Origin of the sequence: Bacillus sp. (in: firmicutes) (assembly GCA_017656295.1) — a bacterium.
GTDB lineage: Bacteria > Bacillota > Bacilli > Bacillales > JACDOC01 > JACDOC01.
The window spans coordinates 1-13,248 of record JACDOC010000019.1 but is presented as its reverse complement, the minus strand read 5'-3'; the positions used below and the strand labels follow the sequence as shown (position 1 = coordinate 13,248).

At 37.9% G+C, this 13,248-nt stretch carries 16 protein-coding genes; 1 reads left to right on the top strand and 15 read right to left on the bottom strand.

Features of this window, described 5'->3' with window-relative positions; genetic code table 11:
- Positions 1-42: 42 nt before the first annotated feature.
- The 3 genes from H0Z31_12765 to metG all read right to left on the bottom strand — a co-directional run bounded on the left by H0Z31_12765 (position 43) and on the right by metG (position 4,410).
- Positions 43-1,224, bottom strand: coding sequence for a DUF348 domain-containing protein (locus H0Z31_12765; GenBank protein ID MBO8178314.1), 1,182 nt, complete (start codon positions 1,222-1,224; stop codon positions 43-45).
- A gap of 236 nt (positions 1,225-1,460) precedes the next feature.
- Positions 1,461-2,231 carry a TatD family hydrolase gene (locus tag H0Z31_12760; protein ID MBO8178313.1) on the bottom strand — a complete coding sequence of 257 codons (771 nt, stop codon included), beginning with the start codon at positions 2,229-2,231 and terminating at the stop codon, positions 1,461-1,463.
- Between the two features lie 223 nt (positions 2,232-2,454).
- A complete protein-coding gene (metG, locus tag H0Z31_12755) occupies positions 2,455-4,410 on the bottom strand; it encodes a methionine--tRNA ligase (GenBank protein MBO8178312.1) in 1,956 nt (651 codons plus the stop codon).
- Positions 4,411-4,961: 551 nt separating this feature from the next.
- Here metG and H0Z31_12750 point away from each other — a divergent pair.
- The gene (locus H0Z31_12750) at positions 4,962-5,243 is read left to right on the top strand and encodes an AbrB/MazE/SpoVT family DNA-binding domain-containing protein (protein MBO8178311.1); all 282 of its coding nucleotides are present in this window, start codon (positions 4,962-4,964) and stop codon (positions 5,241-5,243) included.
- An 88-nt stretch (positions 5,244-5,331) separates the two neighbouring features.
- Here H0Z31_12750 and rsmI read toward each other — a convergent pair whose 3' ends face one another.
- The 12 genes from rsmI to H0Z31_12690 all read right to left on the bottom strand — a co-directional run bounded on the left by rsmI (position 5,332) and on the right by H0Z31_12690 (position 13,044).
- A complete protein-coding gene (gene rsmI / locus H0Z31_12745; GenBank protein ID MBO8178310.1) occupies positions 5,332-6,210 on the bottom strand; it encodes a 16S rRNA (cytidine(1402)-2'-O)-methyltransferase in 879 nt (292 codons plus the stop codon).
- Positions 6,176-6,472: a GIY-YIG nuclease family protein gene (locus tag H0Z31_12740; protein MBO8178309.1), complete on the bottom strand. Its 297-nt coding sequence runs from the start codon at positions 6,470-6,472 to the stop codon at positions 6,176-6,178. The genes rsmI and H0Z31_12740 overlap by 35 nt, the downstream gene beginning before the upstream one ends.
- Positions 6,456-7,202: a tRNA1(Val) (adenine(37)-N6)-methyltransferase gene (locus tag H0Z31_12735; GenBank protein ID MBO8178308.1), complete on the bottom strand. Its 747-nt coding sequence runs from the start codon at positions 7,200-7,202 to the stop codon at positions 6,456-6,458. The genes H0Z31_12740 and H0Z31_12735 overlap by 17 nt, the downstream gene beginning before the upstream one ends.
- Positions 7,203-7,274: 72 nt before the next feature.
- A complete protein-coding gene (yabA, locus tag H0Z31_12730) occupies positions 7,275-7,643 on the bottom strand; it encodes a DNA replication initiation control protein YabA (GenBank protein MBO8178307.1) in 369 nt (122 codons plus the stop codon).
- Positions 7,644-7,656: 13 nt separating this feature from the next.
- On the bottom strand, positions 7,657-8,484 hold the full coding sequence (locus tag H0Z31_12725; protein ID MBO8178306.1) for a stage 0 sporulation family protein: 828 nt from the start codon (positions 8,482-8,484) through the stop codon (positions 7,657-7,659).
- A complete protein-coding gene (gene holB / locus H0Z31_12720) occupies positions 8,477-9,481 on the bottom strand; it encodes a DNA polymerase III subunit delta' (GenBank protein MBO8178305.1) in 1,005 nt (334 codons plus the stop codon). Before holB ends, H0Z31_12725 begins: the two co-directional genes overlap by 8 nt.
- A gap of 11 nt (positions 9,482-9,492) precedes the next feature.
- Positions 9,493-9,933: a YaaR family protein gene (locus H0Z31_12715; GenBank protein ID MBO8178304.1), complete on the bottom strand. Its 441-nt coding sequence runs from the start codon at positions 9,931-9,933 to the stop codon at positions 9,493-9,495.
- A gap of 40 nt (positions 9,934-9,973) precedes the next feature.
- The gene (locus H0Z31_12710) at positions 9,974-10,303 is read right to left on the bottom strand and encodes a cyclic-di-AMP receptor (protein ID MBO8178303.1); all 330 of its coding nucleotides are present in this window, start codon (positions 10,301-10,303) and stop codon (positions 9,974-9,976) included.
- 155 nt (positions 10,304-10,458) lie between these two features.
- Entirely contained in the window at positions 10,459-10,596 is a 138-nt protein-coding gene (locus tag H0Z31_12705; protein ID MBO8178302.1) for a hypothetical protein, read from the bottom strand.
- Positions 10,597-10,658: 62 nt separating this feature from the next.
- On the bottom strand, positions 10,659-11,291 hold the full coding sequence (locus H0Z31_12700; protein MBO8178301.1) for a dTMP kinase: 633 nt from the start codon (positions 11,289-11,291) through the stop codon (positions 10,659-10,661).
- 33 nt (positions 11,292-11,324) lie between these two features.
- Positions 11,325-12,737 (bottom strand): aminotransferase class I/II-fold pyridoxal phosphate-dependent enzyme, encoded by a 1,413-nt coding sequence (locus H0Z31_12695; protein MBO8178300.1) that lies wholly within the window; start codon positions 12,735-12,737, stop codon positions 11,325-11,327.
- Positions 12,738-12,843: 106 nt separating this feature from the next.
- On the bottom strand, positions 12,844-13,044 hold the full coding sequence (locus H0Z31_12690; protein ID MBO8178299.1) for a sigma factor G inhibitor Gin: 201 nt from the start codon (positions 13,042-13,044) through the stop codon (positions 12,844-12,846).
- Positions 13,045-13,248 lie beyond the last annotated feature (204 nt).

The window sequence follows — 13,248 nt, the reverse complement described above, 5'->3', positions numbered from 1 at the left end:
GTTCCTAAATGAAAAAAGCAGAAGGAACCCCCTCTGCTTAATTTAGTCCAAAATTTTGATTTTGACTTTTCGATTGCCCCAACGATACGCTTCAGATTTCGTTGGGAAGAATACGTCAATTTTGTATCCATTAATCGCCGATCCGGTATCTGCCGCAACTGCGTAACCGTAACCTTCGACATATACTTTCGTACCTAACGGAATCACGCTAGGGTCAACAGCGATAACTTTAATATTTGGATTCGTTTTTAAATTAATCCCCGTTGCGGTAATACCGGAACAACCGTTACAATAAGCGGTATACGCTGTTGCTGTAACAACAAGTTCTTTCCCGTTTGACGATTGGCCACGGGACGCTTCAGCCGTTAACACTTTCGTTCCGACAGCCACAATTTTATCAACACTTTCCTTAATCGTTTTTGAACTTACTAACGTTCGAGAAACTTCTTTTCCATTTTCTAATACGACTTCATAGGTTTTGGACACTAACCCTTTTCGACCAGATTGAATAACTTTTTGTTGTCCTTTTAATAATTTCGAATCTTTTTTCGTGACAACTGCATAATCAACTGGTTCTTCCACTACATCGGTGACTTTTTCAACTCGGATGATTTCGATTACATCATTTGCATTAACAACGCTATCTAAAGCAACGTTTACTTTATCTAAATCATTTAGTTTGATTTCCTGTTGCTCTAAAAAGTCAGCGACCGTAGTCGAAGTGGACCAAACTTTCTTCTCGCTTCCACCATCAATAAGCGTTACTTCAAATGCTTTCTTGATCGCAATTTCCATGCCTTCGGTAATCTTTTGATCAATATTCGGTTCAACTATATCATGCTCATTGAGGTCGAGATTTTGCTCTTTTAACAAATCACCAACAGTATCTGCAGTTGTCTCTACCGCTTTTGGTTCATCATTTAGGAAAAGGGTCACCTGTTTTGCCGGTTCCCATACAACAGTGGCGTCATTTGTTAAGACGGTATCTGCCGAGGGGAACAAGTAGTCGGCTGAGTCGAAAGAAATATTTAATTCATCAAGCAATTCTTTGACTGTATCTGCATGTGTATTAACGACTTTCTTTTCTCCATCTAATTCAACCGCGATTGTTTTCTTTGTTCCTTCGTAAAAAAGAATCCCTACAACCGCCACCAAAACTACGAAACTACTAATAGCAATTAGCCATTTCTTTGTACTCATCGACTCCGAAAACAGGCTTTTCATGCTCCTAAAATTGCTCATGAAAAACGCCTCCTTCTCTCCGAGAGATTATATAGAGTATCCCTCCCCCTGTCAACCTACTACTCTAACTTTGAAGATATTACCTATTATGCTATACGGTCTAAAAAAATGGAAGGAATACTTCTCGACAAGGCTTTTCATGAGCAATTCTTTGTTTGTAGAATTTAAGTGAAAAAGGAAACAAAAAGACAATTTTTTATAAATTCCGACAACATTTCTTATCGATTGATGCCGAATAATTTTAATGCATTTTCATAAGTTTGTTTTGCGACTTCCTCGTAAGATACTTCTTTAAGTTCAGCAATTTGTTCAGCTACTAATTTTACATAGGCCGGTTCATTACGCTTGCCTCGGTACGGATGGGGAGCTAAATAAGGGCAGTCCGTCTCAATTAATAATCGATTAAGCGGAATTTCTTTCGCTACTTCTTTCGGTTTTTTTGCATTTTTAAAGGTCACAGGTCCACCAAGTGAAATATAGAAATTCATATCTACGCATTGCTTAGCTGTTTCGACACTTCCGCTAAAGCAATGCATAATTCCTCCTACTTCTTCGGCCTTCTCTTCTTTTAAAATTTGAACGACATCTTGCGTCGCATCCCGGTTATGAATAATAATTGGAAGTTTTACTTTTTTGGCTAATTGAATTTGCTTTCGAAACACTTCTTTCTGAACTTCTTTTGGCGACTTGTCCCAATAATAATCAAGCCCCATTTCTCCTAATGCGACTACTTTTGGATGCCCTGTGAGCTCTTCAATCCATACTAAATCTTCATCCGTCATATCGATGGCATCAACCGGGTGCCATCCGACACTCGCATAAAGTCCTTCGAATGTTTCCACGAGCTTCATTGCCTTTTCAATTGTTTTTCGATCAAATCCAACGACTACCATTTTGTCGACGCCAACCTCTTTGGCACGTTTTATCACTTGTTCAACATCTTCTTCAAACTGATCGGCATTTAAATGAACGTGCGTATCAAATAACACGATGACTCACTCCTTCTTGTTACTTATTTTATTAATATGAAAATTATATTATTTTCTACTATATATATAATGTCTTTTTTCACAGTTTTTAATTACATACCCAAAAAAATTGAAAACAAAAAATCATGTTATATTATCGCTTTTTATGAACAAAAAAAAGATTAAACAAAAACATAGAGATGTTTCACGTGAAACATCTCTATGTTATTTTAGAATAACATTATTATTTTACTCTTGCTCCGTTTGGTAAAGATTGGTCTACAGAAGCTAACGATAATACTCCGTCTTTTTCACCAGCTAAAATCATTCCTTCAGATAATTCTCCACGTAATTTAACCGGTTTTAAATTTGTTACGCAAATGACCTTTTTCCCAATTAACTCTTCTGGTTGATAGTATTTCGCAATACCGGATACTACTTGTCGTTTTTCATCCCCTAAATCGAGTTGTAGCTTTAATAATTTGTCAGCTTTTTTTACAGGCTCCGCGTGAATAACTTCTGCCACACGCAGTTCGACTTTCATAAAGTCATCGATGGAAATCATGTCCGCTTTCTCTTCTTTTTTGTCATCCTTTTTCTCATCTTGTTTGGTATTACCTTGCATTTGCTGTTTGATATATTCAACCTCTTCATTTAAATCTAAGCGTGGGAAGATTGGTTCTCCTTTTCCTACAACTTTAGTGCCTTCAGGAATACGGCCAAAAGATTGCAAGCTTTCCCATGTCATGAGTTCTTGATCTGTAATATTGAGTTGTTGGAATATTTTTTTCGGTGTTTCGGTTAAGAACGGTTGGAGTAACACCGCAATACGTCGAAGAGATTCCGCTAAATGAACCATGACGCGACCTAATTCTTCTCGTTTCGCTTCATCCTTCGCTAAAATCCACGGTTGCGTTTCATCAATAAATTTATTCGTGCGGCTAATTAATTGCCATACAGTTGATAAGGCAACAGAGAATTGCATGTCTTCCATCGCTTCTTCATACTTTTTAACAGATTCCTCATTCATTCGCACTAAATCTTTTTCAAACTCGTTTTGAGAACCAGTATAAGTTGGAATGACTCCATCAAAATATTTGTTCATCATCGCAATCGTACGGTTTAGTAAGTTTCCTAAATCGTTAGCTAAGTCAAAGTTAATTCGCTCGACAAATCCTTCTGGCGTAAATACACCATCTGCACCAAATGGTACTTCTCGAAGTAAGTAGTAACGTAATGGGTCAAGTCCGTAACGATCGATGAGCGTTACTGGATCAACAACATTCCCTTTTGATTTGGACATTTTTCCATCTTTCATTAATAACCAGCCGTGAGCAAATACTTTCTTTGGCAACGGTAAATCTAACGCCATAAGTATAATTGGCCAATAAATCGTATGGAAACGAACAATTTCCTTTCCGACGAGATGTACATCCGCTGGCCAATACTTTCGAAACTTTTCTTCATTATCCGTACCATAACCGAGAGCCGTAATGTAGTTAGTCAGCGCGTCAATCCACACGTAGATGACATGTTTTGGATCACCAGGAACTTTAATTCCCCAATCAAACGTCGTCCGTGAAACAGCTAAATCTTCTAAACCTGGTTTAATAAAGTTATTAATCATTTCATTTTTCCGAGATTCTGGTTGGATAAATTGTGGGTTTTTCTCATAGTATTCTAACAAGCGGTCCACATATTTACTCATTCTAAAAAAGTACGATTCTTCTTTGACTTTCTCTACTGGGCGTCCACAGTCAGGACAATTGCCGTCTACGAGTTGCCGTTCGGTAAAGAACGATTCACAAGGGGTACAATACCAACCTTCATATTCATCTAAATAAATATCACCTTGATCAATTAAGCGCTTAAATATTTTTTCGACAACTTTTTTATGTCGTTCTTGCGTTGTCCGAATAAAATCATCATAAGAAATATCAAGCTTTTTCCAGAGCTCTTGAATACCAGCAACAATTTCATCTACATATTGTTGCGGTGTAACTCCCTTTTCTTCCGCTTTTCGTTGGATCTTTTGCCCATGCTCATCGGTTCCGGTTAAAAACATAACGTCATACCCACGCATTCTTTTATAACGGGCCATTGCATCACCTGCCACGGTCGTGTACGCGTGACCAATATGTAAATTCCCACTTGGGTAATAAATCGGTGTCGTTAAATAAAACGTCTTTTTTTCTTTCATCTTTTACCCTCCTTTAATTCATTTCTAAAACCTTTGTTATGGCGTATTTATAAAAAAAGGTTGAACGTTTCCGTATGTAAAAGGATAAGTGAAAAAGCTCTCGCCCAATGCGAGAGCTTTTCTTCGAAGACTAACAGGGCGTTCCAACCTTTTATACCACAACTATACCTCTTATATCTCCAAAATATACATAAAATATGACAATTATGCAACTTCAGATAGCTGTTCTCGTCAACATTTTTCCCTTAAAGAAAACTCGTCGACGTTTTTGTCGGATTTTGTCGAAAAAAATAAAGATTTTAACCACTTTGTCGAATTTCTTTTTTCCAAATTAATTACAAAAAATTATTCACAAAATATTATGAATTCAACATAATAGCGTATAAAACGTTGATATATCAACATCTTATTGGAAAAAAATATAAAAAAAAATGATGGATAAAATTATTGACGAATATGGGAATGGCTGGTATGATAAAAACATCTTAAGAAAAATGTCGAATAATGACGAATTATAATAGAAAAAAAAATCGAGAGGAGAAATAGTAAACATGAAATCTACTGGTATTGTTCGTAAAGTTGATGAACTTGGTCGTGTGGTTATTCCGATTGAATTACGTCGTACACTTGGTATTGCTGAAAAAGACGCTTTAGAAATTTACGTAGACGATGAAAAAATTATTCTTAAAAAATATAAGCCGAACATGACTTGCCAAGTTACTGGCGAAGTTTCTGATGACAACGTGAAGTTTGCTGATGGAAAACTAATCTTAAGCCGTGAAGGCGCAGAACAATTAATGAAAGAAATTAAAAGCACTTTTAACTTAGATTAATTTTTACAATACAATCCTTATCATCAACACTACCACCATTCACTACACATATCGAATAAAGGAGGCACATAAAAAGCCTCCTTTCTTATTATTGATGATATAATTGATATACTTCCCGTTTTGGCATCGAACGATCTTTGGCTACTTGTTTAATCGCATCTTTCGCCGACATCTGTTCGTTTTCGATATAAGCATGTACATGTTCAATGATAGACAACGGCGTCCACCACATCTCATCTTCACTTTCTGAACTTCCCTCTTTCGCTCCCTCAACGACGATACAAAATTCACCACGGACCTCTTCCGAAGACGCCCATTCAATTGCTTCTGTAAGAGTCCCACGCAAAAACTCTTCAAATTTTTTCGTTAATTCACGACAAAGAACGATTTGGCGGTCGTCCCACACTTCTTTCATAAGGAGAAGCGTTTCTTTTAGTCGATGAGGAGCTTCATAAAAGATTAACGTAGCTTTTTGATTTTTTAATTGATCCAGTTCTTCTCTTTTCTCTTTTTTATTTCGGTGAAGAAATCCGTAAAAATAAAAAGGTTGTGTTGCTATTCCTGAAGCAATTAACGCCGTAAGAGCAGCATTGGCTCCCGGTAATGGAACGACGGGAATTTGTTCGGCAATTGCTTGTTGAACTAATTCAACTCCAGGATCGGAAATGGTCGGCATCCCCGCATCACTGACTAACGCTACATCCTCTCCGTTTTTTAACCGTTCTATTAGTTGCTGGCCGCTTCTTTCTTTATTATGTTCATGGTAGCTTACAATCGGTGTTGATATTTCGAAGTAGTTAGCTAATTTTTTTGTATTCCTTGTATCTTCCGCTGCAATGACATTGACTTCTTTTAACATCCGAATCGCTCGAAACGTCATGTCTTCTAAATTCCCAATGGGAGTTGGCACTAAATATAAAGTTCCTGTTGCATCATTCTTTTCGTAGCTCTTTTGTCTGTTCATCATGGTCCCTCGCTTTCTCAATGAACCGTTCTTTATCCTTTCGCTTTAATTGCTTAAATTGATATTCCGCTCGTAATGCTTCTCCCTTTGTCGCATAAGCTTTCCAATAAAGAAGCTCCACTGGCGTTCGCCCGCGTGTATATTTTGCACCTTTTCCTTCGTTATGTTGTTTGATACGACGCTGAAGATTCGATGTATATCCTCCATAAAAGGTCCCATCACGACACTTTAGCACATAAAAAAAGTGGTTATGCTTGTTCTCCATATAAAATGTGACGCACTTCCTTTGTATATTCGTTGTGATTGGTATAGACAAAAAGCGGCGGTAAAATTTTTAAGTCTGGTTTTCCGTCTTTTATTCCTTCTACTAAAATCGTGTTCGCTTCTTTTCCTTGCTTCGGGTACACCAATCGAAGGCGCTTCGGTTCTAAACGATATTTTCTCATCAACGTTAAAATATCCATCAAACGCCCAGGTCGGTGAACAAAAGCTGCCTTTCCACCTTGGCGTAACAGGTCGCTACTCGTTTTAATCACATCTTCCAACGTACAGTAAATCTCGTGTCGAGCGATAGCTAAATGTTCGTTTTCATTAATCTCGTCTTTTGAAGGGGTAGGAAAGTACGGCGGATTACAAGTGACAACATCAAATTTTCCATACCCAAGTTGTTTTGGCATATCTTTTAAATCCCCGTGAATCATATGTAGACGGTCCTCTAACTGATTATATTGAATGCTACGTACCGCCATATCATATAACCGTTCCTGTATTTCCACACCAGTAATGGTGCCTTTTGTTCTAGTACTGAGTAATAGTGGAATCACACCGTTACCCGTACACAAATCGATAATATTTCCCTTTTGAATCGGAACATAGGCAAATCGAGCGAGTAACACCGCATCTAACGAGAAGGCAAACACTGACGGACTTTGAATAATACGTAAATCTTCGGCCAGTAAATAATCTAAACGTTCATCATCCTTTAATGAAATCATCTCATCTGCCCCCAATCATTGTTCGAACCTTACGAAAAAAGAGCCTTCCGACAATGGAAGGCAAAAAATGACTTATTTTTTATTTAAAAAAGACAAACAGAATAAACAGTCTTCATCTTTACGTGGACTACCGAAATGGATATTACAAATGTGAAACCCTTCTTGATATAACCGTGCCAAATTATCATAACCCTCGCCAATATCAATTGATTTATCCTGGTCGTCTTTTGAACGAGAGAGATTCTTTTTTTCTAATTTTGTTAACTCTGTCTTTTCAGACCGTTCTAATCGACGACGTAAATGGTCGTTTTCAATCTTTAGGGAGTTATTTTCTTCTAGTAATTCAGCAATTTTTTGCTTTAGTTCCCCTAATTGTTGATATAATTGCCCAATTTGCATTTCCATATGACTAACCGAATCAAATAACTCTTTTTTATCCACGTAATCCACCTCATCAATCAGCGGCTTGGGTTGAAATGGCACCGTGATTTAAAATTTCTTCAAGCGTATACTCTAGAACTCGTTCTTGATTGGTCAACTCAACTTGTAATACCCGCTCTAAAATATTTAATCCAACGACTTTTCCAGTACCATGAGGAGTCTCAATCATTTCTCCTAAATCCGGAAGTTGTTCTTTTGCAGACTCATATTCGTCGTTTTCATATTTTAGGCAACACATTAATCGGCCGCATAATCCTGATATTTTTGTTGGATTAAGTGATAAATTTTGATCTTTCGCCATTTTGATCGATACCGGTTCAAAGTCACCTAAGAAAGTAGAACAGCAAAGCATTCGGCCACAAGGACCGATTCCGCCAAGCATTTTGGCTTCATCACGCACACCAATTTGTCGTAGCTCGATACGTGTACGGAAAATGGAAGCAAGATCTTTTACCAGTTCTCTAAAATCTACCCGTCCATCAGCTGTAAAGTAAAAGATGATTTTATTACGATCAAACGTATATTCGACATCAACTAACTTCATCTCTAGTTGGTGTTCAGTGATTTTTTCCATACAAATATCGTATGCTTCAGCCGCTGCCTGTTTATTCTCTTCAACGATTAATCGATCTTTATGGTCGGCAATGCGAATCACCTTTTTTAAAGGTAATACGACATCGTTTTCGTCCACTTGTTTTCGTCCAACAACGACTTTCCCGTATTCTATTCCACGGACCGTTTCCACGATCACGTAATCATCTTTTTCTATTGGAAGATCTCCAGGATCGAAATAATAAATTTTACCGGCTTTTTTAAAACGTACACCTACAATATCATACAAAGGAAGATCCCCCCTGTAACTTTAGAACAAGTTGTTCCATTAATAACTGAGTATTGGTATTTACATGTAAACGACGTTTTGCCTCTAAAATACTGCTCATTTGTTCGGTGATCTTCTTTCCAGACACGTGCAAGGCACTAGACTGGAGCTTTTCTTGTTGATCTGGGAAAAGATACGCTTCTTTTCCAAGTTGATAATGCAACACGTCGCGATACACAAGCAACAACAAATCTAAACCGAGATCCAGCTGCTGCTTGTCTCTAAAATGCTCATACCATTCCATTTGTAGAAATACCATCGCTTCAAATGGTGATTTATGAAGGACTTCATATAATTTTAACACTATCTTTCTTGCTTGTGCAAACCATTCATCGTTGGATAATTGTAACGCTTCCTTTGTATTGTTCGTTAACTGAGCCAAAAGAGCAGAAAAATGAGGGTGCACTCCCGCATGTTCTAATTGTTGTTGAAGCACATCTTTTGGTAATGGGTGAAAGGAGATCACTTGGCAACGGGAAATGATGGTCGGTAATATACGATGAATTTGTTCAGTGACTAACACCGCCGTCGTCTCTGAGTTTGGCTCTTCTAGAAACTTTAATAAACTATTCGCCGCATTTGTGGTCATTTTGTCCGTATGAACAATCATATAAAACTTCTTTTTCGATTCGACACCGGTTTTCGTAAATTCCTCTTGCAGTGCTTTTATTTGTTCCTTCTTAATGGACATCCCGTCTGGTTCAATGATATGAACGTCGGGATGATTGCCGTTAGAAATACGTTTGCAATGATGGCACTCTTCACACGGTAAATAACCTTCCTTTACATGTTGACAAAACAAGCTTTTGGCAAACAAGAGCCCTGCTTCCTTTTTACCGGTTCCTCGCATCCCTTCAAACATATAGGCATGAGCCGTACGATTTTTTCGCAAACTGTTTTTTAACATTTGCATCACAATCGGCTGTACATTTTCAAACTGTTCCCATGTTGTCACAATGACTCACTCGCTTACGTATATAAATTAATTAATAGTCCTTTAATTTCTCCGATTTGATCCAATACGTCTATGGACTGCTTTTCCTTTTGTAACACCGTTTCCGTTAATTCTACTAACTTCTCATCAATCGTTTCGACAATGTTTAATCTTCGACCCTCGCCAAATTGATTAAACGTATGCGATTGACGCAAGTCCATCCCAAACTCTACCGCTTCCCGAACAAACCGCTTCACTAATGTTTTAAATTTCGCTAAATCTTTAAAATTTCGGGAGCGAGATAAACGCTCTCCTACTTCATCAATCTCCATCATTAATCGGTGCAGTTGTTCCCTTTGTAATTTTTTCTCTTGTTGTACAACATATTGAGCAAATTGATTTGTTGTGGTCGAAGCTGTAATTGTTTCATTGCGAATTTTATCCATACCAACACGAACATCGTGATTAATTTTCATGATCATTGCCTCCGACTATGTGAATATAGGAAATTCTCGCTTAAAACTGATGAAACGCTTCAACTGGCAAGACAAAAACCGTGGCGCCTCCGACTTCGACTTCCACCGGATATGGGACATAAGAATCGGCATTTCCTCCCATTGGTGAAACTGGTGCTACCAGTTGTTCACGTGATTGACAGTTATCTTTAATTATTTGTAACGCCCGTTCCACTCGGATATCTTCCGTTCCAATTATAAACGTCGTATTCCCGGATTTTAAAAAGCCGCCGGTACTCGCTAATTTGGTAGCTTTAAAATTATTTTCGACTAGCGCTTGTAATAATCGATTACTATCTTGGTCTTGGACCACGGCTAAAATCAGTTTCATTAGCGAAACTTCCTCCTCTCTACGGCCAACAGAAAGATCTTATCCTTTATTATATCAATTATTTTCTTTCTATGACATGGTCATTCCTGCCTGCTTAGACAAGCGTAAAACCATTTTTTATAAAAAGGTTTTGTTAAATGATATTGTTGATATTTTTACATTTCGCTTTCAGGCGGACGCTTTCCGCGGGCAAGCCGCAAGCCACTTCCCTCGCTACGCTCAAGTATGGGTCTTGCGGCTTCTTGTTCCCGCTGGAGTCGCCGCCGTGTGGATAACTTGTTAAAAATCAACAATGAAATATAACATAGCCATATAAAAAAGGCTCCTAATCGAATTGATTAAGAACCTCAACTTTTTATTCGTGAATGACCTTCTCCACATGCTCATAGACATCTTGCACAACTTTTTCAAGCGACTGTGTCGCATCAATAACGATGATCCGCTCAGAAAATTGCTGAATTAATAATTGGTATCCTTCTCTTACTTTTTGATGAAAATCAAGTGATTCTAAGTCTAATCGATTCACTTCACGGCCGTGATGCTTTTCGATTCGTTTTAACCCAATTTCCGGTGGAACGTCTAAGTAAAACGTGATATCCGGCATATATTGATCAATCGCAAATTCATTAATCCGATACACTTCTTCAATACCTAAACCTCGTGCATAGCCTTGATATGCTAGTGAACTATCGATAAATCGGTCACAGAAAACATGGATACCGCTTTTTAAAGCAGGAATCACTTTTTCAGCTAAATGTTGACGACGCGCTGCTGCATATAACAGAGCTTCTGTCCGAGAATCCATTGCCGTATTTTCTTTTTTTAAGATGACTTGGCGAATTTGCTCGGCAATCTCAATTCCTCCAGGTTCCCTTGTTATTAATAAATGGGTTCCATTTTGTTTGATCTTTTCTCCTACATGATGGATAACGGTTGACTTTCCCGCCCCATCCGGCCCTTCAAACGTAATAAATAAGCCTTTTCTCATCTTTAACACCACCTTTTGACACTCGCACATATCTCAAACTTTCATAATTCGGATCGTCCCATTTTGTTTGTTTATGCTTCCTTGAAAATGACATCCTTCCATTAATAATTGCTCAATTTCAACAATGATTTCTTCGGTAATTCGTTCGCCGCGAAGAAGTAGTGGAATCCCCGGCGGATAGGGAATGACCATTCCATCCGCAATTTGACCAATTGCTTTTTTCAATGGTACCCATTCACCAGTTTCCAATTGCTGCTGATGTATCGGCACAGCAAGCTCGGTGACTTGTTGAATAAAAAACTTATTGACTCGTCTTTTGAACATTGTTTTTTTAGGAAGTCGAGCCAATACGTCAATTACACGATGAAGAGGATATGTATGTTCCTTCTTTAATAGTGGGAAAATCCATAACACTTGATAAGGATCAGCTAATTCAGAATAAATACCATAATCCTCTAAAAATGCTTGCAATTCAAATCCAGAATAACCTTCAGCTCGAAGAAGGAGCTTTAACGGATCATCACCTAATAAAATATCGAAACCATCCATCTTTTTAATTTCGTTAGTGAATGTTGTCACCATGTTCATTGTATATTCTATATCTTCCAAGGAATATTGTTCTAAATACAAACGAGACCATTCTAAGGAAATCATAATCGGATATGATGGACTACTCGTTTGTAAAATCGATGAAAAGTGCTCGATTCGTTCTTTACTCACACGATCACTATTAATATGTAAAAAACTTCCCATCGTCATCGCCGGAAGCATTTTATGAGCCGAATGGACTACGATATCTCCCCCTAATTGGAGAGCGCTTTTCGGAAAAGGAGAGCCAAGCACAAAGTGTGGCCCATGGGCTTCATCGACTAAAACAGGAACATGTTGTTCGTGGGCAAAGTCAATGATGTCTTTTAGTTCGTATATCATTCCGTAATAATTGGGATACGTTAAAATAATTCCTTTAATATCATCGTACTGCTTCCATACTTCGCGAACTGTCTGGACATTGACCCCACGAGGAACTCCATACGTTTCGTCATATGTAGGAGCAATAAACACAGGATTTGCCTTTACCAACTCGAGACCATTTAATACAGACTTATGACAATTGCGCTGAACAAGCACCCGGTCCCCCTCACGAAAGGTAGCTAATATCATCGCTAAATTCCCCGCTGTACTACCGTTGACTAAATAATAGCTTGCTTTCGTTCTGTAAAATTTCGTTAGCAACTGTTGCGACTCCATAATGGCCGCTTCTGGAGCATGCAAATCATCGAGACCATTCAACTCGGTCAAATCATATTGTAAGAGGTGTTGTTTAAAAGCTAAACTAGCCCCATCAAACAGTTGTCCATGCTTATGACCAGGGACATGAAAAGAAATAGGATTCTTTTTTATCACTTGTTGGACCGCATCCATTAGCGGAGTTCGATTTTGAGGCATCTTTATTCCCTTCCATTAAGATAATACACATCTTCTATTTTAACAGTATTTTATGTATTGAAAATGTTAGTTCTAAAATAAAAAACCAAACAAATGAGACGTTTGGTTAGGAACAAATATGCGTTTTAAACGCCTTATTTAGTTGCTGTACAAAATACCGATATTCCGGGTCATTCGTGTCTGTTTGAATCATTTTGCGCTCACAATCATTACAAATATACACATGATTAACATGGATCCCCTGTATTTTCTGTGTTTCACAGATTGCACATCGCTCACTCATTTCGGTAAAAGCAGTTGATTCCATCCCATCCACCTCCATATCTTCCATTGTATCCGGAAAAATCCTTTTGCATACAACATTCAAAAAATTATCATTTTTCTCGTTTTATAATGTATGTGCTATTTCCATTAGCCGTGTATGTTTACTTTATAGTAGAGTAGAAAACTGATTTCAAAAGGGACAGCTTCTGCTGTCTCTTTCTACTTTCAGTTTCCCCTCATCAAACCG